The sequence below is a fragment of the Alphaproteobacteria bacterium genome (assembly GCA_039980135.1).
Lineage (GTDB): Bacteria > Pseudomonadota > Alphaproteobacteria > UBA6615 > UBA6615 > UBA8079.
In genome coordinates, this window is the sequence record JBDXCV010000014.1 from 21,401 (window position 1) to 47,779 (window position 26,379).

At 60.0% G+C, this 26,379-nt stretch carries 24 protein-coding genes; 15 read left to right on the plus strand and 9 right to left on the minus strand.

Features of this window, described 5'->3' with window-relative positions; translation table 11 throughout:
• The first annotated feature begins 71 nt into the window (after positions 1-71).
• Entirely contained in the window at positions 72-977 is a 906-nt protein-coding gene (locus ABJ363_17695) for a LysR family transcriptional regulator (protein MEP4380822.1), read from the plus strand.
• A gap of 15 nt (positions 978-992) precedes the next feature.
• Here ABJ363_17695 and acdA read toward each other — a convergent pair whose 3' ends face one another.
• Both acdA and ABJ363_17705 read right to left on the minus strand, forming a co-directional pair.
• A complete protein-coding gene (acdA, locus tag ABJ363_17700) occupies positions 993-2,195 on the minus strand; it encodes a 3-sulfinopropanoyl-CoA desulfinase (GenBank protein MEP4380823.1) in 1,203 nt (400 codons plus the stop codon).
• A 9-nt stretch (positions 2,196-2,204) separates the two neighbouring features.
• Positions 2,205-3,431, minus strand: a complete 1,227-nt coding sequence (locus ABJ363_17705) for a CaiB/BaiF CoA-transferase family protein (GenBank protein MEP4380824.1) — start codon at positions 3,429-3,431, stop codon at positions 2,205-2,207.
• Positions 3,432-3,859: 428 nt separating this feature from the next.
• Here ABJ363_17705 and ABJ363_17710 point away from each other — a divergent pair, with 428 nt between their 5' ends.
• The 12 genes from ABJ363_17710 to ABJ363_17765 all read left to right on the plus strand — a co-directional run bounded on the left by ABJ363_17710 (position 3,860) and on the right by ABJ363_17765 (position 16,906).
• Positions 3,860-5,464 carry a thiamine pyrophosphate-binding protein gene (locus tag ABJ363_17710; protein ID MEP4380825.1) on the plus strand — a complete coding sequence of 535 codons (1,605 nt, stop codon included), beginning with the start codon at positions 3,860-3,862 and terminating at the stop codon, positions 5,462-5,464.
• 46 nt (positions 5,465-5,510) lie between these two features.
• Positions 5,511-6,776 carry an acyl-CoA dehydrogenase family protein gene (locus ABJ363_17715; GenBank protein ID MEP4380826.1) on the plus strand — a complete coding sequence of 422 codons (1,266 nt, stop codon included), beginning with the start codon at positions 5,511-5,513 and terminating at the stop codon, positions 6,774-6,776.
• 208 nt (positions 6,777-6,984) lie between these two features.
• Positions 6,985-7,590: a carbon monoxide dehydrogenase subunit G gene (locus ABJ363_17720; GenBank protein ID MEP4380827.1), complete on the plus strand. Its 606-nt coding sequence runs from the start codon at positions 6,985-6,987 to the stop codon at positions 7,588-7,590.
• A gap of 161 nt (positions 7,591-7,751) precedes the next feature.
• A complete protein-coding gene (locus tag ABJ363_17725; protein MEP4380828.1) occupies positions 7,752-8,219 on the plus strand; it encodes a (2Fe-2S)-binding protein in 468 nt (155 codons plus the stop codon).
• A gap of 4 nt (positions 8,220-8,223) precedes the next feature.
• Entirely contained in the window at positions 8,224-10,602 is a 2,379-nt protein-coding gene (locus ABJ363_17730; GenBank protein MEP4380829.1) for a xanthine dehydrogenase family protein molybdopterin-binding subunit, read from the plus strand.
• Positions 10,603-10,624: 22 nt separating this feature from the next.
• On the plus strand, positions 10,625-11,422 hold the full coding sequence (locus ABJ363_17735; protein MEP4380830.1) for a xanthine dehydrogenase family protein subunit M: 798 nt from the start codon (positions 10,625-10,627) through the stop codon (positions 11,420-11,422).
• 134 nt (positions 11,423-11,556) lie between these two features.
• Complete coding sequence (locus ABJ363_17740; GenBank protein MEP4380831.1) at positions 11,557-12,510, plus strand: MoxR family ATPase; 954 nt, start codon at positions 11,557-11,559, stop codon at positions 12,508-12,510.
• 58 nt (positions 12,511-12,568) lie between these two features.
• On the plus strand, positions 12,569-13,825 hold the full coding sequence (locus ABJ363_17745) for a VWA domain-containing protein (GenBank protein ID MEP4380832.1): 1,257 nt from the start codon (positions 12,569-12,571) through the stop codon (positions 13,823-13,825).
• On the plus strand, positions 13,822-14,169 hold the full coding sequence (locus ABJ363_17750) for an XdhC family protein (GenBank protein MEP4380833.1): 348 nt from the start codon (positions 13,822-13,824) through the stop codon (positions 14,167-14,169). Before ABJ363_17745 ends, ABJ363_17750 begins: the two co-directional genes overlap by 4 nt.
• 6 nt (positions 14,170-14,175) lie before the next feature.
• Entirely contained in the window at positions 14,176-14,868 is a 693-nt protein-coding gene (locus tag ABJ363_17755; GenBank protein MEP4380834.1) for an XdhC family protein, read from the plus strand.
• A complete protein-coding gene (locus ABJ363_17760; GenBank protein ID MEP4380835.1) occupies positions 14,865-16,514 on the plus strand; it encodes a molybdopterin-binding/glycosyltransferase family 2 protein in 1,650 nt (549 codons plus the stop codon). Before ABJ363_17755 ends, ABJ363_17760 begins: the two co-directional genes overlap by 4 nt.
• Positions 16,511-16,906, plus strand: coding sequence for a tetratricopeptide repeat protein (locus ABJ363_17765; protein MEP4380836.1), 396 nt, complete (start codon positions 16,511-16,513; stop codon positions 16,904-16,906). Before ABJ363_17760 ends, ABJ363_17765 begins: the two co-directional genes overlap by 4 nt.
• Positions 16,907-16,930: 24 nt before the next feature.
• On the opposite strand, the gene ABJ363_17770 is transcribed toward ABJ363_17765, so the two are convergent.
• Positions 16,931-17,314 carry a flagellar basal body rod C-terminal domain-containing protein gene (locus tag ABJ363_17770; protein ID MEP4380837.1) on the minus strand — a complete coding sequence of 128 codons (384 nt, stop codon included), beginning with the start codon at positions 17,312-17,314 and terminating at the stop codon, positions 16,931-16,933.
• Between the two features lie 66 nt (positions 17,315-17,380).
• On the opposite strand from ABJ363_17770, the gene ABJ363_17775 reads away from it, so the two are divergent.
• Complete coding sequence (locus ABJ363_17775) at positions 17,381-17,953, plus strand: tetratricopeptide repeat protein (GenBank protein MEP4380838.1); 573 nt, start codon at positions 17,381-17,383, stop codon at positions 17,951-17,953.
• Between the two features lie 137 nt (positions 17,954-18,090).
• Here ABJ363_17775 and ABJ363_17780 read toward each other — a convergent pair whose 3' ends face one another.
• Positions 18,091-18,672, minus strand: coding sequence for a tetratricopeptide repeat protein (locus tag ABJ363_17780; GenBank protein ID MEP4380839.1), 582 nt, complete (start codon positions 18,670-18,672; stop codon positions 18,091-18,093).
• Between the two features lie 57 nt (positions 18,673-18,729).
• Here ABJ363_17780 and ABJ363_17785 point away from each other — a divergent pair, with 57 nt between their 5' ends.
• On the plus strand, positions 18,730-20,505 hold the full coding sequence (locus ABJ363_17785) for an adenylate/guanylate cyclase domain-containing protein (GenBank protein MEP4380840.1): 1,776 nt from the start codon (positions 18,730-18,732) through the stop codon (positions 20,503-20,505).
• Here the strand turns inward: ABJ363_17785 and ABJ363_17790 are convergent.
• From ABJ363_17790 to ABJ363_17810, 5 genes are all read right to left on the minus strand, one after another.
• Positions 20,502-21,323, minus strand: a complete 822-nt coding sequence (locus ABJ363_17790) for a SapC family protein (GenBank protein MEP4380841.1) — start codon at positions 21,321-21,323, stop codon at positions 20,502-20,504. The two genes, ABJ363_17785 and ABJ363_17790, sit on opposite strands and share 4 nt — an antisense overlap.
• Before the next feature lie 167 nt (positions 21,324-21,490).
• Positions 21,491-22,549 carry a DUF4340 domain-containing protein gene (locus tag ABJ363_17795; GenBank protein MEP4380842.1) on the minus strand — a complete coding sequence of 353 codons (1,059 nt, stop codon included), beginning with the start codon at positions 22,547-22,549 and terminating at the stop codon, positions 21,491-21,493.
• A 10-nt stretch (positions 22,550-22,559) separates the two neighbouring features.
• Complete coding sequence (locus ABJ363_17800; protein MEP4380843.1) at positions 22,560-24,494, minus strand: Gldg family protein; 1,935 nt, start codon at positions 24,492-24,494, stop codon at positions 22,560-22,562.
• A 4-nt stretch (positions 24,495-24,498) separates the two neighbouring features.
• Positions 24,499-25,233 (minus strand): ABC transporter permease, encoded by a 735-nt coding sequence (locus tag ABJ363_17805; GenBank protein MEP4380844.1) that lies wholly within the window; start codon positions 25,231-25,233, stop codon positions 24,499-24,501.
• Positions 25,226-26,209, minus strand: a complete 984-nt coding sequence (locus ABJ363_17810; protein MEP4380845.1) for an ABC transporter ATP-binding protein — start codon at positions 26,207-26,209, stop codon at positions 25,226-25,228. The genes ABJ363_17805 and ABJ363_17810 overlap by 8 nt, the downstream gene beginning before the upstream one ends.
• Positions 26,210-26,379 lie beyond the last annotated feature (170 nt).

A 26,379-nucleotide genomic window follows, 5' to 3' on the forward strand; every position in this document is an offset into this window, starting at 1 on the left:
ATTGATAAATTATCAGCATAATGAAATAATATTATCGTAAACATGAAGTCATTTTATGTAAGTTCGGGCCTATGAACCTTCGACAGCTTCGAACACTTGCCACGTTTCTCGAAAAGGGCAGCTTCGCTGCGGTCGGCGATGCGATCGGCCTCAGTCATTCAGCCATCAGCGTTCAGATGCAACGCCTCGAAGAAGAACTGGGCATCGAGCTCTTCGACCGCAGCACGCGGCCTCCATCGTTCACTTCCATCGGCATTGAAATTGCCGCGCAGGCGCAAAATGCATTGGAGGAGATCGAAAACATTCGCATGATTGCGGGGGGCAAGAGGGTCGTTGGTTCCGTCTCGATCGGCTTCGTCCCCTCCACCCATCAAACATTGCTGCCGGTAGTGCTGAATGCGCTGCGCGAGGCGTATCCGCAACTCCGCGTGGTCGTAAAGTCCGGATTTTCTGGGGATCTGGCGGCATCCGTGATCCAGAGAGAACTCGATTTTGCGATCCTGACATCCGCCGTGACGGAACTCCACGATCTGGAAATCACCGAGATCGCTTCCGAAACCCTATACGCAATCGGACCTGCAAATCACAAAGGCATGGAACGTGATGCCGAACTTCTGCGTTCGATGCCTTTCATATCCTTCAGCAAGGCCACATGGCTCGGCCAGCAAATCGCCACGAAACTCCAACAACGAGGCATCCTCGTGAATGAAGTGATGGATATCGAATCTGTCGACGTCATCGAGAAACTGGTCATTGAGGGATTTGGCGTTTCAGTCGTCCCGCAGCGCCTTCTTGCCGAGCCGCTGTCCGAAGAGCTTGTGCGCGTCCCGTTCTGCCAACCTGTCGCGACGCGAGAACTGGTATTGATCCGACACGCGCGCGGACGTGCATCGAGTCTCGAAGCTTCGGTCCGGGACGTATGCCTCAGCCTGGGCGCGATGGAAAACCGTGAGATACCCGCATCACCCGACACGTAGTACATACGCGGCTGGTCACTCAGCGGCGAGTTGCTCCAGCTTTTCATACCCGTCGCGGGTTTGCGGGGTCTTGATCCCGAGAATCGCGCCGGCTACCTGCGTTCGCAGAATTTCTGCAGTGCCGCCGCCGATCGTGAACATCCGCGCGTCGCGCACCATGCGCTCCAGAGGGCGATTGCGCGAATATCCTGCCGCACCATGAATCTGCAACGCCTCATTGGTAACCTTGATCGCCGTTTCAGATGCCAAAATCTTGGCCTGGGCGGCCTCACGCATATCTGGGAATCCGGAACCGCCACCGGCGGCGGCCTTGTGGATGAGCGCCCGCGCGGACTCTAGACCGATGGACATGTCCGCAACCTTCCATTGCAGTCCCTGAAACTCCGCGATCGGTCGACCGAACTGGATCCGCTCGCCCATATACGCCACGGCGTGCTCATAGGCACCCTGCGCAATTCCGAGGGCTACAGTTGCCGCCCCCACACGTTGACCATTGTACGCGTTCATCAGGCCAGCAAAACCCCGCTTGAGGCCCTCCGGCGGAATGAGAGCCATCTCGACGGGAACGTCCAAATTCTCGAAAATGACCTCTGTTTCAGGAATCCCCCGAAGCCCCATGGCAGGTTCGCGCGCGCCAATTCGCAAGCCCTTCGATTCGCCGCGGACCGCGATAAATCCAGCAATGCCAAGTGGCGCCCCATCCTCGATAACGCGCGCGAAGATCAGATGGAACTTCGAAACACCGCCGCCGGTGATCCAGTGTTTCTTGCCATTGAGGATGTAGCGATTACCCTTTTTAACGGCGGTTGTGGTCATCTCCGTCGCGGCGCTTCCAGCCACTGGCTCGGTGATGCAGATCGCAGGCTTGTCGCCGGCGAGAACCAGCTTGGCGGCGAGTTGTTTCTGGACCTCGGTCCCAAATTTCATGACGGCGCCAATTGCCCCCATATTGGCTTCCACCACGATGCGCCCAGTCACCCCACAGACTCGAGACATTTCTTCGATAACAAGGACAGCGTCCAGATACGAGAGACCGCGCCCACCGTATGCTTCGGGAATGGTCATGCCCATGAAGCCCGCAGCCGTCAGTTTCTCGACGTTCCCCCATGGATAAGCTTCCGTGAGGTCCACCTCGGCCGCCATTGGCGCGATTTCCGCCTCTGCCAGCTCTCGTGCCGATAGCCGAAGTTCTTCCTGTCGATCGCTCAGCGCGTTCATCTGCACCACCTATGGATTTGCGTATTTATTCTGATCATCGAGACACTCTTGCAAGATTTCGTCGGTGTGCTCGCCGCAATATGGCGGGCCAAGTCGGTATGCTACGGGCGTCCGGCTGAACTTGACAGGGTTGCCGATGAGGTCCACATGGCCCGACGCTGCAAGCGAATGCGGCATCTGTACTCGCATATCCCGGGCACTAACCTGCTCGCTTTCAAAAACTTCAGGCACCGCGTTAATCGCACCCCCTGGAATACCGAACTCCTCCAGACGCTCCACCAACCAGGAACGTTCCAGCGGTGCGATTAGCCGGCTCAGTACCGGCACCAAAACCTCACGGTTCATCACTCGTGCGGAATTTGTCTGAAATCTCGGATCGTTGGCCAAATCGGGACGCGCAAGCATCTGGCAAAGCCGCCGAAACTGTTCGTCATTACCAGCTGCGACCACGACGTGACCGTCGTGAGCACGGAAGACCTGGTATGGGACGATGTTGGGATGCTGGTTGCCGCGACGCGCCGGCGCTTCACCGGATACGAGGAAGTTCGTCCCCTCGTTGATGAGCCATGAAATCTGGGTGTCGATCAGCGCGATATCGATATGCTGACCCTCGCCCGTGGTGGCGCGGTGTTGTGCGGCCGCCAAGATCGCAGTCACAGCGTACAACCCACACACGACATCGGCGATTCCAACTGCGACTTTCATGGGTTGGCCGTCCGGCTCACCGGTCAGGCTCATGATTCCGCCAAATGCCTGCGCAAGCAGGTCATAGCCCGGTCGATGAGCGTTTGGGCCCGTTTGCCCGAAACCAGTAATAGAGCAATAAATCAGGCTCGGATTTTCGGCCGATAATGTGTCGTAGCCCAGCCCGTACTTTTCCAGACCACCAACCTTGAAATTCTCAATAAACACGTCGGAACTACGCACTAGTTGCCGCACCGTCGCGGCCCCTTCCGGATCTGATATGTCAATCGCAATTGATCGTTTATTCCGGTTGGCCGCGAGGTAGTAGGCACTTTCGTCCGTGGCTTTTCCGTCTTTTCCGACGACGTAGGGTGGTCCCCACGATCGCGTATCGTCACCGCCACCCGCGCGTTCGACCTTAATGACATCCGCGCCATAATCGCCGAGCAGTTGGGTGCAAAACGGACCGGCGAGGATTCGCGACATATCAAGAATCCGCATACCTGCAAGAGGACCTGCGGCCTCGTGCGAAGACTCAGTTTTAGAATCCATGACCCAGCATGACCGTGTTGTTGTTCGGCTGTCTCGCGCGGGACTATATAACTTGAGTATTTGTGACTTAAAGCGAAAACAAATAAGGCAACTGTTTAAAAATATTAATGTTTCTCACCGAATCCTCTGGCCCCTGAAACGAACGCACCGTCGATTGTATACTCCAACGGCGCAGTCGGGTGGCGTGGGACAGGCTTAATTCAGGACCAATATTTCACAATATTAATTAAACTTTTCCCCGAAATCATTTCAATTTAATTAGAAAGAGTAATGTTTTATCGTCGTATCCGAATTCAATGACGATGATAACGGAATGATATTCGCTGGCATTTGGTGTCATCACATCACGTAATGCCCTTCCTACAAGAGAGGTTATCGTAACAATGTCTCACATTTCTCAATCCTTCCTGATTCGGGCCTGAATTCGCGTGGCGAGTGTTGCGCAGGTCATCGCGAAACGCCTTCACGAGGCAGGAGTGAGACATGCTTTCGGCATTCCTGGCGGCGAAGTTCTCTCGCTCGTAGACGCTTTGGTCGAAATCGGAATTCGGTTCGTTTTGGTTAAACACGAGAACTGTGGTGGGTTCATGGCGGAAGGGGTGCACCACAGCAACGGGGCGCCAGCACTGCTGGTTACGACTGTGGGACCTGGATTGGCGAATGCCGTAAATGTGGTGGCCAATGCACAGCAGGACCGTGTTCCCCTAATTCTTCTGACCGGCTGCATTGATCCGCCCGCAGCACATACCTACACGCATCAATGGCTCGACCAGAATGCGCTTCTCAAGCCTATCACCAAGGCAAGTTTCGTCGCGGACGCAGACTCCATCCACGTGGTTGTCGATAAAGCTCTTGCTATCGCGCTCGACGATCCTCCCGGACCCGTGCATATCGACGTGCCCGTGAGTGTAGGAAACAGCGATGCACCAAAGCGCGAACCAGTAAGGCGATCGCGACCCGTGCGTGGCGCCGCTTATGGTGGGCCTCTCGACGTCGCAAGAGAGTGGCTTGACGCGGCAAAACGGCCGGTCGTGATCTCGGGGATTGAGGCGATCAACAACGGAGCTGCGGCCGACATCCAGAAGTTCATCCGGCAGTTCAATATACCGTTAATCACCACCTACAAGGCGAAGGGCATCCTTCCGGAGGATGATCCACTTGCGCTTGGTGGCGCCGGGTTGTCGCCGGTCGCCGATGCGATACTTCTGCCGATCGTCAACGCCAGCGACTGCGTCATTCTTGCCGGATACGACCCGATTGAAATGCGTGGCGGATGGCGCGACCCATGGTCAACTGACGCACACGTGATTGAATTGAGTGCAGTTCCCAATACGCACTACGTACATCGCGCACGCCTCAGCCTTCTCGGCGATGTCGGTGGTAGTTTGCGGGCACTTGGTCGCGGGTTGGCTGGAAATTCCACTTGGAATACCGATGACATTGAGGAGCACCGCAATGCTCTCCGGGCCGTATTCCGCCCAGATGAAGATTGGGGGCCCGCCGCAATCGTCGATACCGCGCGTCGCGTCTTGCCGCGAGAAACGATCGCCACCGTTGATTCCGGTGCGCACCGGATATTGCTGAGTCAGGTCTGGGAAGCGTACGGGCCGCGCGAACTCCTCCAGTCGAATGGTTTCTGCACGATGGGATGCGCCCTTCCTCTTGCGATGGGTGCAAAAATTGCCGACCCAAATCGCCCTGTAGTAGCGTTCACCGGAGATGGGGGACTCGATATGGTCTTGGGTGAACTGACTACAGCGCGGGACATGGAACTACCTGTCATCGTTATTGTCTTCGCCGACCGCTCCCTCGCGCTCATAGAGATGAAACAGCGTGGGACCGGATATCAAAACGCTGCCGTCGATTTTCCCCCAACCGACTACACCGTGCTGGCGCGCGCGCTTGGCGGCGATGGCTACAATTGTCGCAACCGGGATGATCTCGAATCTGCGCTCAACCAAGCGCTACAGACCAAGCATTTCAGCATCGTGGCTTGCGAGTTTCCGCGGGCGGCATACGACGGACGAATCTAGTGGATCGGCGTTTCATGCCGGGGCCCCGCGACGGAAGGAAAATCCCATGACCCAAGAAGCCCCGAAGAAGTTCGATGAGATTTCTGCCGAGACATCCCGGGAGTGGATTGCTCGGGCGCGGTCGTTGAAACCGATGATCGAGGCCGCAGCCCCTGAGATCGAGAAGAACCAGATCGTTCCAGACCATCTACTCGACGCACTGCACGAGGCACAAATATTCCGCACCGTTCTGCCGCGTTCAGTGGGCGGGGCCGAGCTGAATCCCGCCACACATGCGCAGGTGGTGGCGGCGATCGCAGAGGGTGACGCAAGCGTCGCCTGGTGCGTCGCCCAGAATGCAATGGCCATGATGGCGTCCGCATACGTAGAGCCGCATGTCGCGCAGGACGTCTTCGGGGATTCGCGGGCAGTGTTTACCTTTGGATTTACTCGGGGCGATCCTCCCTGCCTCGCGATCCCCGTGAAGGATGGCTGGCGGATCAGCGGGACCTGGACCTTTGCGAGCGGTAATCGGATCGCGACCTGGCTCGGCGGACACTGCCGGCTTTGCGACGACGACGGAACGCCCCTGAAGAATCCCGACGGCCGCTTCGTCGAGCGCACCATGATCTTCCCGCGTGCAGCGGCAACATTTGACACCGGACAATGGGAGGTCATGGGGCTGTGCGGAACCGGGAGCGATACGTATTCTGTCTCTGATCTGTTCGTCCCCAACGACTACACCGTGCTGCCCCGGGTCTCCGCGCGCGACCACAATCGGCCCGAAGACGAAGTGATTGAACCTGAAACCGAACGGCGCGAACAGGGAGTCCTGTACCGGCACTCAACCCAGTTAATCGCGACAAGCGGGCTTTGCTCGGTCGCGATCGGTGCTGCACAAGCTGCATTGGACGCATTCATACTGGTGGCGAGGGAAAAAACACCATCCAATGCTGGTTCCCTGCGAGACGATGCATGGATCCAGGCACGCATTGCACAGGCCGACGCCAAGATCAGTTCCTCAAAAGCCTGGTTCATCCAGCTGCTGGACCAGGCATGGGACGAGTGCGTGAGCGATGGTCAGGTAAGTTTCCCGTTGCGCGTCCGCCTGCGGCAGGCGGGAACGTATATGATCGATTCCGCGATGGAGGCAGTCGATATCGTTTTCCGGGAAGCCGGGGCGACTGCAATTTTCCGTAACAATCCCTTCGAACGACGGTTCCGCGATGTTCACACCGTCTCGATACAGGTGCAGGGGAGCATTGCGCGGATGCAATCGGTCGGACAGCACCATCTGGGCATAACTCCGCAGCAATTAATCCTGATTCCATAGATTCGGTCACGGAGCTTCGCTAGGCATGCCCGCTCTGACGATCCTTGCCTTTGATCGCTTGCCGGGACTGCGGCCATGACGCTCATTGGGCGGCGCATGCTGCGCGATGCGCGCACGCATATAGGGTAATCGCGACGCATCGCTTGTCCCGCAGACGGGCAAGGACTATTTTCTGTGAAATTCATCCAAGCCGATAAGGATCAGCACCATGGAAATGTCCGGCGAGTACAAAATCAATGCACCGCGCGAGAAGGTCTGGGCCGGGTTGAACGATCCCGAGATCCTGAAACAGTCGATCCCCGGCTGCGAGGAGATTGAGCAGACGTCGGACACGTCATTCACCGCCCAGGTCACCGCGAAAGTCGGGCCGGTAAAGGCCAAGTTTTCCGGTGCCGTGCAATTGACTGACATCGACGCGCCCAACGGCTACCGCATTTCGGGCGAAGGCAAGGGTGGGGCCGCCGGGTTCGCCAAGGGCGGTGCCAACGTGCAGCTCGAAGACGATGGCGACGGCACCCTGCTCAAATACGAAGTCGACGCCCAGGTCGGCGGCAAGCTGGCGCAGCTCGGCGCACGTCTGATCGACGGCACGGCCAAGAAGATGGCCTCGCAATTCTTCGAGAATTTCGCCGAAGCGGTGTCGGACGGCGACGGCGGCGCGGCGGAAACTCCCGCGGCAGCGGCACCGGCAGCAACAACCGCACCGGCGACGCCGAGCAGCGGGCAAGTCACGGCGATGTCACAGATCGGGGTCGGAACCTGGGTCGGTGGGCTCGTCGTTGCGGCGATCGTTCTCTATGCGCTGTTCGGCTAGGCATCAACGCACGTTTCTTCATATTTTCTGCGGTAATCGGTGTGCTGCGCCTTGACGCAACGCGCCCTGCGGATGAAACTCTGATCGCGTAATAATTCGACCGGCATGCGGGGCACCGCGTGACGGTTATAAGGGGGCAACCCGAAACAGGGAGGAGCGTTATGCCCACCGTATCAATGACGGTGAACGGAAAGTCCGTATCGGCTGAAGTCGAGCCGCGGACATTACTCGTTCAGTATCTTCGCGAAAGTCTGGGAATGACCGGTACGCATGTCGGTTGTGACACCAGCCAGTGCGGCGCTTGCGTCGTCCATGTGAATGGCGAATCCCTGAAATCCTGCACGATGCTCGCCGCCCAGGCCGAGGGGGCCGACGTGACCACGATCGAAGGTCTCGCAAATGGCGACGAACTGCATCCGATGCAGGAAGCCTTCCGCGAGAATCACGGCCTGCAGTGCGGTTTCTGCACACCGGGCATGGTGATGAGCGCTCTCGACCTGGTTCAGAAGAACTCGGATCCAAGCGAACAGGAAGTCCGCGAATGGCTTGAGGGCAACCTCTGCCGCTGCACCGGCTACCACAATATCGTTAAGTCCATCCTTGCCGGTGCCCAAGCACTGAAGGGGTAGCGCGATGTCCGGCACGGGGATCGGGGCATCCGTCAAGCGGGTCGAGGACCAGCGTTTCCTCACCGGCAATGGCAACTATACCGACGACATCAATCGTCCGGGCCAGAGCCATGCGTGGATTCTGCGCTCACCCCATGCCCATGCAACGATCAAGTCGGTCGATACGTCGAAGGCCGAGAAGGCCGACGGTGTCATCGCGGTGCTGACCGGCGCCGACATGGCGGCGGACGGAATCGGCGGCCTTCCCTGCGGCTGGCAAATTCACAACAAGGACGGCTCACCCATGCTCGAGCCGGGACACCCGCCCCTGGCGTTCGTGAAAGTGCGTTATGTCGGTGACCAGGTGGCGATTGTCATCGCCGACACGCGCGATGCCGCGCGCGACGCCGCCGAACTCATCGATGTGGACTACGGGGTGTTGCCTGCCGTCATCGATATGGACTCCGCCCTTGCCGGCGGCACGCTCGTGCATGACGATGTGCCGAACAATCGCTGTTTCGATTGGGAAATCGGCGAGAAAGATGCCGTCGAAGATGCGTTCGCCAAGGCAGACCATGTCGTGTCGATCGATCTGGTCAACAACCGGCTGATTCCCAACGCGATGGAGCCCCGCGCGGCGATCTCGGATTTCGACCGATCGAGCAGCCAGTACACGCTCTTCACCACGTCCCAGAACCCGCATGTCATTCGCCTGTTGATGGGCGCCTTTGTGCTGCAGATTCCCGAGCACAAGCTTCGGGTTGTTGCCCCCGATGTCGGAGGCGGTTTCGGTTCCAAGATTTTTCACTATGCCGAGGAAGCAATCCTCACCTGGGCGGCGGCAAAGGTGCATCGGCCGATCAAGTGGACGGCCGAGCGATCCGAATCCTTCGCGACCGACGCCCATGGCCGCGACCACGAATCCCATGCGGAACTCGCCCTCGACAAGGCGGGCAAGTTCCTCGGCCTGCGGGTCGCGACAAAAGCCAATGTCGGCGCCTATCTCTCGACCTTCGGCTCGAGCGTCCCGACATATCTCTATGCGACGCTTCTGGCCGGGGTTTACACAACGCCGGCGATCTATGCCGAAGTGCAGACCGTGTTTACCAACACGGTCCCCGTGGATGCCTATCGCGGCGCCGGGCGGCCGGAATGCACGTACCTGCTCGAACGACTGGTCACCAAGGCCGCGCGCGAGCTCGGTATCGACCCGGTCGAACTGCGCAAAATGAATATGATCCAGCCAGACCAGTACCCGTACCAGACGCCAGTCGCACTGATGTATGACTGCGGCGACAGCCCGGCCACGTTTGAAAGTGCGCTCAAGGCGTCGGACTATGCCGGCTTCGAAAAGCGGCGCGCCAAGGCCGAGAAGTCTGGCAAACTGCGCGGGATCGGCATCTCGACCTACATCGAGGCTTGCGGAATCGCGCCGTCGGCCGTCGCCGGTGCACTCGGCGCCCGGGCCGGACTGTATGAATCAGCACAGGTCCGCGTCCACCCGACCGGTTCGGTGACGGTCTACACCGGCACCCACAGCCATGGTCAGGGCCATGAGACGACCTTCGCCCAACTCGTATCGGAATCCTTCGGCATTCCGATCGAGCACATCGAAATCAGCCATGGCGATACCGATCAGGTTCAGTTCGGCATGGGCACCTATGGTTCGCGCTCGCTGGCCGTGGGTGGCCCCGCGATCCTGAACGCCTGCAACAAGGTCATCGACAAGGCCAAGAAGATCGCGGCCCACATCATGGAAGCCGATGTTTCCGACATCGAATTCGCCGACGGGAAGTTCACCGTCGCGGGCACCGACAAGGAAATGGCGTTCGGCGAAATTTCACTCGCCGCCTATGTGCCGCACAATTATCCGATCGAGGAAATTGAACCGGGCCTCGACGAAAATGCGTTCTATGACCCGCTCAACTTCAGTTTCCCCGGCGGCGCGCATATCTGCGAGGTCGAAGTCGACCCCGAAACGGGCGATGTAGAGGTCGTCAGCTTCACCGCCGTCGACGATATCGGACGCGTGGTCAATCCGATGATCGTCGAGGGTCAGGTCCATGGCGGGCTTGCCCAGGGCGTGGGCCAGGCGACACTCGAAGGCTGCGTCTACGACGATGACGGTCAGCTTCTGACCGGGTCCTACATGGACTACACCATGCCCCGGGCCGACGATCTGCCCAGCTTCTCGGTCGCGACCCAGAGCGTGATGGGTGCGTCGAACCCGCTCGAAGTCAAAGGCGTCGGAGAAGTCGGCGCCATCGGCTCACCGCCTGCGGTGGTCAACGCCATTCTCGACGCGTTAACACCGCTTGGTGTCGAAGATATTTCAATGCCGGTCACGTCACTGAAGGTGTGGCAGGCCATCCAGGAATCCAGTGTCCGCCAGGCGGCGGAATAACGTCTGGTTAGGGAGATAGACGATGTATCAGTTCAATTATCAAAAGGCGGGATCCGCCGACGAAGCCGTGAGCGCCGTGACCGCTGCAGAGGACGGGCGCTTCCTTGCCGGGGGCATGACCCTCATCCCCACGCTCAAGCAGCGCCTGGCACAGCCTTCCGATCTGGTTGACCTGGCGGGCATCGGCGACCTCGTGGGGATCGAGGATGGCGGCGATTCCATTACCATCAAGGGCATGACCCGGCATGTCGACGTGGCCAATTCGGATGTCGTCAATTCCAAGATTCCGGCGCTCGCCAGTCTGGCCGACAATATCGGCGACCCGCAGGTCCGCAACCGCGGGACCATCGGCGGCTCGCTGGCAAACAACGATCCGGCGGCCGATTACCCGGCCGCAGTCCTGGGTCTGAATGCCACTGTGATCACCAACAAGCGCGAGATTGCGGCCGAAGACTATTTCGACGGCATGTTCACAACTGTGCTCGAAGACGGCGAACTGATCACCGCCGTGCGTTTCCCGGTTCCCGAGAAGGCGGCCTATACGAAATTCCCGAACCCCGCATCACGCTACGCCCTCGTGGGTGTCATGGTCGCGCAAACGGGCGGAGACACGCGGGTCGCGGTGACCGGCGCCGGACAGGATGGTGTGTTCCGCGCCGCCGATATTGAGAGCGCCTTGTCGAGCAACTGGAGCGCCGACGCGGCAAAGGGCGTGAAGATGTCCGATGCCGACCTCAACTCGGACATCCACGCATCTGCCGAGTATCGCGCCCATCTGATTTCGGTCATGGCGAGCCGCGCGGTGACCGCTGCGGGTTAGTCCCGACCGACAGACTGGATTTTGATACGGCCGGGGCTTCGCTCCGGCCGTAACTCTAGGTCCGGCTGGCAGACCTGCGCTATATCAAACCCAGGTCGTGCCGAGTGCAATAAACTGGAACATGCGCGTACCATATGGTTCGCGTCGAACATCGGAAGAAGTCCTTGATCACCATTCCCGAAAACGTCGAAGACACCCTCGAACTCCTGTCGTCGGGCGACTATGTCTCGGACAGGAGCCTGTCCACGGCGGTCTATCTGTCCCTGAAACTCGGGCGTCCGCTTTTCCTTGAAGGAGAAGCCGGAGTGGGAAAAACGGAGATCGCGAAGGTGTTGGCAGAGACCCTCGGCCGCCGTCTTGTGCGCCTGCAATGTTACGAAGGTCTCGATGTCGCGTCTGCCGTGTATGAATGGAACTATTCCGCGCAGATGATCGAAATTCGCATGGCCGAAGCCGAAGGGATCGGCGACCGCGACCGGCTCGGCGACGACATCTTTTCCGACAAGTTCCTGATTCACCGCCCTCTCCTGCAGGCGCTCGACCCATCCGCCGACGGTCCGCCCGTATTGCTCATCGACGAACTCGACCGCACCGACGAGGCCTTCGAGGCCTATCTGCTGGAGGTTCTGTCCGACTTCCAGATCACCATTCCGGAAATCGGCACCGTCCGCGCCGAAGAACCGCCGATCGTGATCATCACATCGAACCGGACCCGGGAAATCCACGATGCCCTCAAGCGCCGTTGTTTCTACTACTGGGTCGATTATCCCGACGCGGAACGCGAACTCGAAATCCTGAGCCTCAAGGCACCGCAGGCCGATGCGCGCCTGTCGCGTCAGGTCGTCGATTTCGTCCAGCGCCTGCGCGCGGTCGACCTGTTCAAGGTGCCCGGCATTGCGGAAACCATCGACTGGGCATCTGCCCTGCACCAGCTCGACATTATCGAACTGACCCCCGAAGCCATCGACGACACGCTCGGTGTCTTGCTGAAATACCAGGACGATATTGCGAAGATCCGCGGCAGCGAGGCCGCCAAGATCCTCGACGAGATCAAGAGCGAGGTCGCGCTCGCCCAGGCGGCGACCTAGGAACGTGTCCGAGAAAGCAATCCCGGATGAAGCGCGCCCGGCCCTGCAGGCCAAGGCGATGCTCGACGATCTGGCTGTGGCGGACGACACCGGCCCCGGAAAAATCGCCAACAACATCATGCATTTCGCCCGCGTATTGCGCATGGCGGGTTTGCCGGTCGGCCCCGGCAAGGTGATCGAAGGCATCAGAGCCGTCGAAACGGTCGGCCTCGACAATCGCGATGATTTCTATTGGGCGCTACACGCCGTCTTCGTGAACCGGCGCGATCAACGTGAAATATTCGACCAGGCCTTCCACATTTTCTGGCGTAACCCCAAGCTGCTGGAGCGCATGGCGTCGCTCGTCCTGCCCTCCTTCGTGGATCCTGACGCACAGCAGAATGCCGAGGAAATGAATCGACGCCTCGCCGAAGCCCTGAAACAGGATCAGGTGGAGATGCCCGGCGAGGGCGAAGGCGGCCAGGACGAGGAAGATCCGGAAATCACGATCGATGCCGTGATGACCTTCTCGGCGAATGAACTTCTCCAGAAAACCGACTTCGAGAAAATGTCGAGCGAAGAGCTTGAGGCCGCCAAGCGTGCAATCGCGCGCATGCGCCTGCCCATCATGGAGGTGCCGATCCGGCGGTTCCGACGTGATGCACGCGGCCGCCGCATCGATATGCGCGCGACCCTGCGGGCCGCCCTGCGCGGCGGCGGCGCCACAATTCCACTGCAATACCGCAAGCGCCAGCGCCGTCATCCGCCACTCGTCGTGCTGTGTGACATCTCAGGTTCGATGAGCCGTTATTCACGCATGATCCTGCATTTCATGCATGCGGTGACCAATGACCGAGACCGTGTCCACACATTCCTGTTTGGCACCCGCCTGACCAATGTCACCCGACAACTGCGCTACAAGGACGTCGATGAGGCGCTCGACAAGGTTGCCGAAGCCGTCGACGACTGGTCGGGTGGAACGCGCATCGGCCACGCGCTGCATGACTTCAACACCGACTGGTCGCGGCGCGTGCTCGGCCAGGGCGCGGTGGTCCTGCTGATCACGGACGGCCTCGACCGCGACGCGGCAGATGGTCTGGACAAGGAAATCGAACGGCTTCACATGTCGAGCCGCCGCTTGATCTGGCTTAATCCACTCCTACGTTATGAGCGATACGAGCCGAAATCACTTGGCGCGCGGGCGATGCTTCCCCACACCGACGAATTCCGTTCGATTCACAATCTCGAAAGCCTGGAACAGCTGGCAGAAGCCTTGTCCCGGGCCGATGGGCATGGGACCTTTCAAAGCAATTCCTGGCAGGAGGCAGCGCAATGAGTGAAGCAACAATCGATTTGCAGGCCCTGGACCATGACGACGTCGTCGAGAAGGCCGCCGACTGGCGCCAATCGGGCAAGAATGTCGCCATCGCCACCGTGGTGACCACCTGGGGGTCATCGCCGCGGCCGGTCGGCAGCCAACTGGCCGTCGACGAGGACGGCAACATGATCGGGTCCGTATCCGGCGGTTGCATCGAGGGCGCCGTCGTCCATGAAGCGCGTGAGGTGATGGCCGATGGCAAGCCGCGACTTCTCGATTTCGGTGTCTCGAACGAAATGGCCTGGGAAGTCGGCCTCGCCTGTGGCGGCAAGGTCGAGGTCTGGGTCGAACGGCTCGACTGACGATCCATGCGCCCCGAAACCCTGACATCATTATTGGCGGCGCGCGCCGCCAAGGAACAGGTCGCCCTCGTCTCGAACCTCGAAAGCGGCGCTCAGGCCCTGGTCTTTCGCGACCGAACCGAAGGCGCCCTCGAACTCGACGATGACGCTCTCGAAGCCGCGCGCGGTGCGCTGCGCGACGACAAGAGCGGGCGTCTGCGACGCGACGACGCCCCGCTGTTCGTCCAGGTCTTCAACCCGCCCAAACGGATGATCGTCGTCGGTGCGGTCCATATCGCCCAGCCGCTGGTCACCCTTGCCCAGACCGCCGGCTATGAAACAGTCATCGTCGATCCGCGCGGCGCTTTTGCCACCCGCGATCGGTTCCCCGGCGTGACCCTGAGCGAGGACTGGCCGGATGACGCACTCAATACGCTCGGTGTCGACAACCGCACGGCAGTGGTAACCCTCACCCACGACCCGAAACTCGATGATCCCGCTCTGCATGTCGCACTGCGTTCGGAAGCATTCTATATCGGCGCGCTCGGCAGCCGGAAAACCCATGCCGGGCGCATCGAGCGTTTGACCGAGGCAGGGTACACGGAAGACGAGATCGCGCGTATTCACGCGCCGGTCGGTCTGGCCATCAACGCCAAGAGCCCGGCCGAAATCGCGATCTCGATCATGGCGCAGATCACGCAGGTCCTGCACGGCACATGAAATTCGGCCCCGTCCCACTAACCCAGGCCGAGGGCGCGATGCTCGTTCATGGCCAGACCCTGGGCGGACAGCGATATCGCAAGGGACATGTCCTCGATGCTGACGACATTGCCCAGCTTACAGCGGCGGGTGAGACAGACGTCACGGCCGCAATATTCGAACCCGGTGACATCGACGAGAACACCGCCGCCAGACGTGTGGCCGAAGCCGCGACGGGCACCGGCATTCGCGCCGGCCTCGCCGGCACGGGCCGGGTCAATCTGTTCGCCCGCCACGCCGGACTGGCCATGCTCGACCCCGCTGCGGTGGAGCGGATCAACCGGGTCGATGAAGGCATTACCATCTCCACGCTCCGTCCTCTCGACCGGGTGGAATCGGAACAGATCGTTGCAACGATCAAGATCATTCCGTTCGCCGTCTCCGAGGCGGACCTGTCCCAGGCCGAAGCGGCAGCGCAGGCCGCAGGCGAAGACGGCCTCGTTTCCGTACGCGCCTACCGTCAGCGAAACGTCGGACTGATCCAGACCAACCTGCCCGGCCTCCCCGGCAAGGTCCTGGCGAAGACAGAAGAGGTCGTACGCAACCGTATCGAAGCCCTCGGGAGCACACTGGCCGCACCGGTGACGGTGCACCATGACCCGGTATCGATCGATGCCGCGCTGCACGGGTTGGTCGGCGGCGGGAGCGAACTCATCCTGATCGTGGGTGCGTCTGCCACCACCGACCGGCGCGACGTGATACCTGCGGCAATCACGGACGCGGGCGGCAGCATCGAACATTTCGGGATGCCGATGGACCCGGGAAACCTGACGGTCCTCGCACGAATGGGCGATGTTCCCATCCTCGCGCTGCCCGGCTCCGCCCGGTCTCCCCGGCTCGGCGGAAATGACCTTTTGCTCGAGCGGATCATGGCCGACATCCCGGTCGACGGGGCACACATCATGGCGCTCGGCGTCGGCGGGTTGCTCAAGGAAATTCCCTCCCGCCCCCTGCCGCGCACCCACGCAGCGCCGCGATCGCGACGCCAGAGCACTTCCTCGCCCCAGTTTGCCGCAATCATCCTCGCGGCGGGGCAATCGCGGCGCATGGGGGCCGTCAATAAACTGCTGATCGAGGTCGACGGCAAGCCGATGATACGCCACGCGGTGGACGCTGCACGCGAATCCGGCGCCGATCCGGTGATTGTCGTGACCGGCCATCAAGCCCACGAAGTGCAGACCACAGCCGGAAGCCGGGCGACAATCGTACACAACCCGGCCTTCGACGAAGGGTTGAGCAGTTCCCTACGGGCCGGACTTTCGGCCGTTCCCGACTCTTGCGACGGGGCGCTGATTGCCCTTGGTGACATGCCGAAAATCGGCGCACAACACCTGCATCAGCTTGTGGCGGCATATGATCCCGAAGAGGGACATCTCATTTGTGTGCCGACACGGAACGGAATACGCGGTAATCCTGTATTCTGGGATCGGCGGTTTTTCGAAGACATGTCCGCATTGGGTGGCGACGTCGGTGCCAAACATCTGATCGGTGACTATGACGAAGTCGTCATCGAGGTCCCGATGCCGGACGACGCCGTACTGACGGATGTTGATTCACCTGCCGCGCTGGAACGTCTCTCCGCAGACGGCACGAAGGTTAAGACATGAAGACCATCAAAACCCTGCTGATTCCACTTTCCATATTCGGATTCGCGCTGGTGATCGACGTCCCGACGGGACACGCGCAGAGCAAGCCGACATGTTCGGTGCGCGAAGGTGTCGAATTCCATCGACAGAGAAACTACGGAAAGGCATTCGAGTGTTGGGATCAGCATGCACGCCTGGGCAGCTCCGCCGCACAATTCAATATCGCCCGAATGTATATCCTCGGTGAGGGAGTCCCGCGCAACAAGGTCGAAGCCTACAAATGGCTGACGATCGCAGACCGGAGCGGACGTCCCGAAGCGCGCAAGGCGTTGACGAAGGTCCGAGAGGGCATGACTCCGGAACAGCTGGAAGATGCCCGCAAGCGGGTTCAGCGGTTTTACAACAGCAGATGATATCAATCGCTGGCGCGCGCTGGCCTAGACCTCGCGATCGACAAGCAGCCTCATCATTTCATTTGTCGTTTCCAGAACAGCGACATTCGCCTCGTAACTCCGCCGGGCGACCGCAACATCAACAAACTCCGCCGGCAGACTGATATTGGGCATTCCGAAGACGCCATCTGCGTTCGCCGAGGCGTCGGTAGGCGCATAGGCAGGCAAAACGGGCCGGCCGATCGGCTGAACAATGCCACGAACACCGCCGCGAGCATCTGTCGATTGATCCAGGCGCTGGGGTGAATACCCGTCATAGGGTTCTACACCGCCCGATGCGGGTGCATTCGCGATATTGTTTGCCGCCACGCCGAAGCGGAGTGCGCTTACGCGCAGGCCTGCGATGGCGGTCTGTATGGCGTCTATCATTGTGACGACCCTCTCCGCGCATAAAATGGCGACTTCGGCACTGCATACCAACCAGGATCAGCTTGGATGCTCTTAAAATTGAACCAATTCAATGACATGATCGATAGAGACGAAATCCGAAACCATCGGAAAACAACTGACACGAGCCTGTTGTTCGCACTGCGCCGCATGCTTTGTGCGGCGATACTTCTCACGTCTGCGGCGCCTGTGAGTGCAGCCGTCGCGGCAGGGACCGAAGTATCGCCGGGCGAGGAAATGGATTTTCAAGAAGGCCTGGAAGAATTCCGTTCCGACGATCATGCAGATGCATTTGCCCATTGGTATCCACTTGCGCAAGAAGGCATCCCCGAGGCCCAGTACAACATCGGACGCATGCTCGCGCTGGGTGAAGGCATCGAGCGCGACAATCTCGAGGCCTATGCATGGTTCATCCGGGCCGCGATGAACGGACGCGCCGAAGCCTTCGACGCGATGCAACAGCTGGATGACTTCCTGACTGAAGATGAAATCAATCTCGCGAAGGCCCGAGCCCGTGAAATCGAGCGAATCGAAATCGGCTATACGGGCGAAGAGCCGCTCCCGCCGACGCTCAATGACGGCAGCCCATCAGAGCCTTTCGCCGAGTGGCCGGGTAGCTAACGGGAACCCGCGACGGCATCCGCTATTGGATTCGGGCGCCGAGGCATATGCCCATCATCGAAACGTAAAACGCCCGCACCAATGAAGGTGCGGGCGTTTCGTATTCCAGAATGAACTCGCCGTGGAGACCGAAGGCCTCAACTGCCGTCCGAAGGCCAGGCAGCGCTGCTTGTCTGCGAGCCCGCCAGGGCTTTTCGCAACTGGTCGAGCTCCGAACAGCCGTTCGGGCAAAGTGTTTCGAGCTTCGCGAGCATGTCTTCTGCTTTCTCGCGGCGGTCCGTCTCGATGAACAATTCACCGTAATATTCGATGGCGCCCTTGTGCTCAGGGTTGAGCCGCAAAGCACGCTTGTAGTTGCGTTCCGCGCGGTTGAAATCCTTGGACTTGCGATAGCTGTAGCCGAGAAGATTGTATGCGTCGGCTTCGCGCGGGCTGGATTCGACGACCCCGTTCAAAACCTGGATTGCATCACGGTAATTTTCCTGCCGGATCAAACCCTCCGCGCTCGCCAACTGCGCGCGGACTTCGGCCGGGGTTAGGGCTGTCGTGGTGTCCGACCCGGCGCCGTATGCGCTGCCGGCGCCAAAAGCCATGAATAAAACCAGATATGCCGTCGCTAAACGTGCACGCATCGCGTTATCTCCGCTGGTTTGACGGGGCCCCTCGTTGTCCCCGTGTTCAAATAAACGAGCGCCGCCCCCGTTCACGTATTCCGGCACTCTGGGCCATGCTAACCTTCCCCCATAAATAGTGACAATTTGGCTCTGTTCAACATCATGTCATCTGCCAGCAACGTGAATCCTCTGCCGCCCGCGAAAAACCCTGTATTTCCGCGACTAAGGGTCAGCAAACGCGGGTTGCGCCTCGGCAGCGGTCTGATTTTGTTTGTCTTCGTGCTCACCCATCTGACGAATCACGCCCTCGGCCTGATCTCGCTTGAGGCCATGGAGGCGGGCCAGCACTATTTCCTGTTGCTCTGGCGTAATCCGGTCGGGACCACGGTCTTCCTCGGCGCGCTCCTCACCCACATGATGTTTGCACTGCATTCTCTCTACAGCCGTCGTCGCTTGAAGATGAGTATCGGCGAGGCGCTGCAGCTCGTTCTGGGCTTCGCCGCGCCCGTCCTGCTGGTCAGCCATATTCTGGGCACCCGCGCCGCCGTACAGAGTTTTGGTACCACCGATTCCTACACGTATGTCCTGCTGGCACTCTGGGTCGACAACCCCATGGGCGGGCTTCGCCAAACGGCAGCGACCCTCGTGGTCTGGATCCATGCCTGTATCGGTATCTACTACTGGCTCCGGCTCAAACCATGGTTCGCCCGCAGCATGGCCTGGTTGTATGGACTCGCGCTTCTTGTTCCCGTGCTCGGCCTTCTCGGTTTCGTTGCAGCCGGCCGCACCGTGGGACGGATAATCGCGGACGACCCGGGGTTTCGGCTCGATTTGCAGATCGATACCAATGCGCCGACCGAGGAACAGATCGAGTTTCTCTATCTCCTGGAAGAGCGGATACTCCTGGGCCTCGGGGCGCTGTTGTTGCTGACCCTGATCGCGCGCGGAATTCGCCTGTATGTCGAGCGACGGCGCGGCATCGTTCGCATTCGATATCCCGAGGGCCGGAATGTTTCCGTGGCCCCAGGGACGTCGATCCTCGAAGCCAGCCAGCTCAATGAAATTCCCCACGCATCGGTGTGCGGAGGGCGCGGTCGCTGTTCCACCTGCCGCGTCCGCGTGAACGGTCCGCTCGACGATCTGCCGCTGCCGGACGAACATGAACTCAAGGTTCTGCGACGCGTCGGCGCGGCACCAGACGTGCGCCTGGCCTGTCAGACCCGCCCGACCCAGGACCTGTCCGTCACGCCATTGCTACCCCCCAATGCGAGCCCGCGCGACGGTTTTGCCAAGTCGGCGGCCATGCAGGGGCAAGAGCAGGAAATCGCTATTCTGTTTGCCGACATCCGTGGCTTCACGTCCTTCTCCGAACAGAAACTTCCCTACGACGTGGTGTTTGTCCTCAACCGGTACTTCCGTTCCATGGGCGAAGCCATCGAACAGGCTGGCGGGCGCGTGGACAAGTTCATCGGTGACGGCATCATGGCCCTGTTCGGCGTGGACGCCAGCGCCGCCGACGGCGCCACATCAGCCCTTCTCGCCGCGCAGGGCATGGCGGCCCAGCTGGATGAGCTCAACCGCCTGCTCGAGGCGGATTTGCCCGCACCGTTGCGGATCGGGATCGGAATCCATGTCGGCCCGGCGATCGTCGGCGAGATGGGTTACGGTCCCGCCATCTCCGTGACCGCCATCGGCGACACCGTCAATACGGCGAGCCGGCTCGAAGCCAAGACGAAGGACTTCGGGGCACAACTGATTGTTTCGGAACAATTATCTGACGTCAGCGGCCTCGACACAGGCGGTCTGCGGAGCGAAGAGATCGAGGTTCGCGGCCGGCAGGAACCGATGTCCATCTACATTTTTGACGACGCGCGGGAACTCGACGGGCGGTTCGGCGACAGCCGGAAACAGCGCGAGACGCAGTCGGCCTCGGCCTAGTCTTCCATCGCCCGGTCAGCGGCGCGCTGAAGGACGGAAGGCCAGTTCGAGAGCGACACCAGATGGCTGTAGACGACCGGCAGCCAGTTCTTCCGGCGCCAATCCAGGAACACGTCATCGGGCAATTTGTCGAATTTTTCACGGTCGATGACCTTGTAGCCCTGCATCTGAATCTTGCGGTCATCGGCCAGCCGGATTTCCGTGGAGTTGTCCGTCAGCAATTCATGCTCGTTCAGGGCCGCAACGAACTGGCGTGTGGCCTCGTATTGCCCGTGATAGGCACGGCAGAATTCGAGCGCTCGGTCGGTAAGTTCAGATGGCTTGCCATCATCGTTGAAAAGCTGGCGGTCACCGCCTTCGGTCAGGGCGCCCGATTCCTCATCGACGCAGAGAATAAACTGCTCCTGCTCCGCATTCTCCATGAGAATAAACGGGTAGCGTCGGACATAGGCGGGAACATAGAAGCCACGGGCCCACGTATTGTCCGCACCGATAAACGCGTTGGTCCCCGTTCGCAGACCGCTGACAACCACCGGTAACGACGGTTCCGCCGTCGAAAACACGATCGGGTAGTGGCGCGCCGCGACGGCAAATTCGACGATGTTGACCGGAATGGCATTCGCATCGGTCGCGAAGGCGACATCCATGTCCTCGATCAGGCCGGACTTGGCGTGCCGCGTCGCTTCGACCGGACGCGGAGCCTTGTAGAACAATGGAAACCGGGGAGCCTCGGCGGCTTCCGGCTTTGCGTCCGGTGTTGCTTCGGCAGCTTTCGCCTTGGATGAAGGCTCTTTTTTGTCTTTCGGCTTTCGGGCCATCGATCAACTCCAACGCCAACAGTTCAATCTGTGCGGCACGTTATGCTGAACGCACAACGCAATGCAACTATACGAAGATACGCAAGAATTTACGCGCCCGCAGACTATTGTACCCCACACCGGCGGCAGGACATCTGGTGGCTCCCCGTAAACAAATGCGGGTGGCGTCACGAACTGTCGTCGTCTTTCGCTACAAGAATGTCATCCAGGGAACGGGTCAGATTCTCAAACGTGGCACTCGGTATCCAGTAGACCCACTTACCCACACGGACGTTGATCTCCTCAACTGCCGTGCGCGCCGCCACGGCCGCTTCCGATTCGTCGGCGGGATCGCCGGTATAGGCTGCATCGAACGTCGCCCACTTCTTCCGGTCCAACTCGGCCAGCCGCACGTTCACCGTGAGACCGGCGAATGTGCTCATGCTCGCCGTCGCCGCATCGTCCGGCAATGCCAATTCTGTGCGAAGCCGGACATCCTCAAGCTCAAGCGAGGCCAGCGCCCGGCTCACGGATGTCGCTTTTTCGTCGTCCAGTTCGCGCCCTTCCGGTGCACCGCTGATCGTGAAACCTTCGTCACTTGGCGCGCCGCGAGAGAGCTCGTAGGCGTCGTCGCCGGTTCCGAGCGAAATACGCGCGACCTGATTTGCCGGAATTGCCACGATCTTGCGCTGGAGCCAGGGGATCAGTCGCGTCTGGACGTTGGTGACACCGCTGACCAGCCATACATTGTTGGTGCCGGGCTCGCGAATATAGGTGCCCGATGCCCGCCCCTCAAAAAAACGTGCGCTTGGGCGACCGACAATCGTCTCGGCGAGGACCTCGCCTTGTGCGTTCTGAACTTTGACATGGACCGAGTCCGACAATTCGGTGTCGATATCCTGCACCTCGAGCCGATAGAAACGCTCGGGATTCGAGGTCTTCCGCTCGACATAACGCATATCGGACAGCCCGACGATCAGGCGTCGGACATCGCCTTCGTCAATCAGGTAATCGTTGCGATCCGGGGTGACCCAGCCCTCCCCGCTTTGTTCCATCGTAAAAGCACCAAAGCGGCTGTCGATTTCGATCCGTGTTGCCGATTCCGGGGCCTCGCGGAGTTTGGCAAAGACCGGTTCCCGTTTGATCAGATCGAAAGATGCCGTCTCTCGACCCAGTCCGACGACAATCGTCAGAACCACCGTTGCGGCCGTGAGAACCAGCCAGCCCAAAAATACGCGCGGACTCATATCTCGCCCCCTAGTGCAGCACGGTGCGGTGATACCGCGACCGGCGAATTCTTCGAACAATCGCCAGCAAAATCGCCAACACGGCAATCACCAGCGGAGCCGCCCATATATTGAACACCCGTACCCGCCGCTCCAGCGATTCGACGTCTTCACGCAAGGATCGCTGCACGTTGCGCAGCTCCTGGCGGGAATCAAGCATTTCCAGACGGAAATTATCGATCTCCGACTGTTGCTGCGAGGTGAGTATGGCGCCCGTCGTCTGTTCCTCGCGTTGCAGACGTTCAATTGTCTCACCCATCTCCGCGATCCGCGCGAGCAATTCCTGCTCCTTGTTGCGGAACTTGTTGTCCGCCTCGCTGCGCATCTCTTCGATCACCTCGAACGGCCGAATAGAGAAGCCACGCCCGCGCAGCCCGACCAGCCCCTGACTACCGCGCAGATTATCGATCGCGTTGATGAAGAAATCCGCGTTGTTGGCGGTCGGGATTGCAACCTGCTCTCCCGCCACATCCTGGACCTGCGCCCAGTTCTGGTTCGCGAGCATGTCCACATCACCGACAAGGATGATGTTGGCGTCAGTGTCCGCTTCGCTCTTGTGCGCCGCGCGCAAGGCCTCTGCCGCGGCATCATCCTCCAGCGCCTCAAGAACATTCTCGGGCGGACCATCCGGGTATGCGGATTTGACCTTGCCGATAACCCGGGCGGCGAGATTGTAGACGGTATCCTGCGGCTCGAAGCGATCGAGCAGCGCGATCGGATTGGGCTGTTGCGATACTTCAAACGCGCTCATCAAATCGGATGTGGGGGTTGTGTAGATCAGCGGCTCCAGCCTGGTCTCCGCCCCCTCAGCCGACATGAACGCGCCTGCGGTGCTTACGACGATGCGCTGCAACTGCGCCGACACCGCGTCGGTTTTCGAGAAACGGTCCCCCTGAAGGGTCAGCCAGGCCACATAGTCGACGGCAACCTGTTGTCCCGTTTCGGGATTTGGGAAACCCACGCGAACGGCATCGTCGAGATTGGCAACGAATTCGCCTCGCGCGACGGTCACCCCCCACGCATTGAGCAGCGGCTCGATTGCCGCCTGCCCCACACCCGGCGGCGGAAGCTGGCCCGCCGTCGGCCCCAGCATCGCCATGGTTTCCGCGAAGGGGTCGGCAAACGCCAGCACCTGGCCGCCGTTCACCGTGAACTGATCCATCGCATAGAGCAGTTCGTCCTTGATCGTGTGAGCCCCCGCGATGACCAGGACCTCTGTATCCTCGGGCAGCGCGGTCGCGTCCTTGTCGAGGAATTTCACGTCGAAGAACTGGCGCAGGCCGTCGAGGATGAGCCATGGCGTGAAGTTATCGAATTGCGTGCCCTGGAACGGCAAATCCGTCAGCAACGCAACGACCGGCTTCTCGGGTTCGGCCAAATTGGAGATGAGCCGGGTCAGGTCATATTCGAGGAACGGGCTGCGCTCCGGCGCCAGATAGCCGATGGCGTCCTGATCATCGGTCGAATTTGCGCCGGACACGCCGAAATAGGCGCGCGCGCCAGACTGATCGAACGGCAATCCCTGGAGACCATCACTGACCGCGAGATCCTCCTCCGTCGAGAAGGGCTGCGGGTCGAACTCCTCAATGCGGATCATGCCGTTCGACAACCGCTCATATTCGTCGAGCAGTTCGCGAACCCGGTCCGCATGGCGCGCAATGTTCGGGCCGATCTCGTCGAACCGCTGGGAGTAATAGAACCGAAGGTCAATCGGCTCCTCCAGCGTCGAGAGGACATCCCGTGTGCCGCTGGACAGCGTGAACAGGCGATCCTCGGTCAGGTCCAGGCGTGTGCTCGTCAGCACCGTGTTCGACAGGGCGTTGAGGGTGAGAAAAAAGACGATGGCGAGGCCGATCGTGGCCCAGGCCAGGACCTGTCGGTCTGCGTTGCGAATGCGATCCCACATCAGATCAAACTCCCTTCTTGGCTTCGACAATCGCGGTGTTAACAAACAGGGCAATGCCGATAACGGAGAAGAAAAAGACCAGATCGCGAATATCGATGACGCCCTGGGAGACTTCATTGAAGTTGGTCAGAAAGCTGAGTTCCGAAACCGATTCAACGAATGTCTGTGGCGTCCAGGCCCGGAAGAAAGACTGAATAATCTCGACCCCGCTCATCATGAAGACGAAGCAGAGGGCGGATGCGAGAACAAATGCGATCACCTGGTTCTTGGTCAGCGCGGAAACACATGCGCTCAGGGCAAGGAACCCGCCGGCCATCAACCAACTCCCGATATAGGCCGCCAGAATGACGCCGTTGTCGGGCTGGCCGAGCATGTTGACCGTGATCCACATCGGAAAGGTCAGCGCCAACGCGATCCCGGCGAAAACCCAGGCCGCGAGGAACTTGCCAATCACGATCTGACCCGTGGTGACCGGTAGCGTCAGCAAAAACTCGATGGTGCCGGATTTCCGTTCCTCGGCCCACAGCCGCATGCCGACCGCCGGAATCAGAAAGAGGTATAGATACGGATGGTAGATGAAAAAGACCTGCAGGTCCGCCTGCCCGCGTTCCAGCCACTGACCGAAGAAAAATGTAAGGCCACCGGCAAGCGCCAGGAAAATCACGATGAACACATAGGCCAGCGGCGATGTGAAATAGGCCGATAATTCACGCCGCGCGACAATCCAGACATTAAGCATGGGACGCCTCCGGTTTCGCACCGGGATCCTGCTGCAGGCCCTCAACGGCAAAGGTCAGATCGCGGAACACATCCTCGAGACGCCCGCGTTCGACATAGATTTCATCCACTTGAATACCCTTTTCATCGATCGCTGTATGGACGGCGCCGAGAATCTCTGAGCTGTCCGTCGAGAGCGCCAGCAATTCGACCATCGACGCCGTCTCGACCGTCGTGCGCACTTCATGAACACCGCCCAGAGCGTTGAGCATCTGGATGCAAGCCTCGGCCTGTGCGACCGGGAGCCGTATGCCGACAGCGTTGTGCAGCCGCGAGCGCGATTGCAGCGAGAGCGGATCGGCGTCGGCAACCATCTTGCCCTTGGCAATCACGATGGCGCGCGAACAAACCGCCTCCACCTCTTCGAGGATATGGGTCGAAATGATCACGGCCTTCTTGCCCGACATCTCCTTGAGAAGCTCGCGCACCTCATGCTTCTGGTTCGGATCGAGCCCGTCTGTCGGCTCGTCGAGAATCAGCAAATCAGGTTCGTGCACGATCGCCTGCGCCAGGCCGACGCGGCGCTTGTAACCCTTGGAGAGGGTCTCGATCGGCTGGTAGAGCACGTTGCCGATATGCAGCTTTTCCACCGCATAATCGATGCCGCGTCTGGTGTCTTCCTTTGACAGACGACGCACCTGGCACACGAAATTCAGCAGTGCGATCGGGGTCATGTCGCCGTACAGCGGCGCGCCTTCGGGCAAGTAGCCGATCCGTCGCTTGATCTCCAGCGGGTGGCGCGTCACGTCGAGGCCACCGACCTCCACCGCGCCGGACGTCGGCGTCAGGAACCCGGTCACGATCTTCATCGTCGTGGATTTCCCCGAACCGTTGGGGCCGATGAATCCGAGTACTTCACCTTGATCGACCGAAAACGAGACGTCGTCGACCGCAGTGATGGGACCGTATTTCTTCGTCAGGCCCCGAATATCGAGCAATGTCGTCACGTCGTTTCTACCCTCCACAACAGACAACCGAATGGCTGCCTTCAGATATCCGGAACGATATGTTGTCGACGAGGTTGATTTGGCCCGAGGGCCGATGGACTCGCCGTTGTCGTTCCATGTCCGGCATTCTTGTTGTTTGCAGGAAAGTTCCAGGTTCCCTG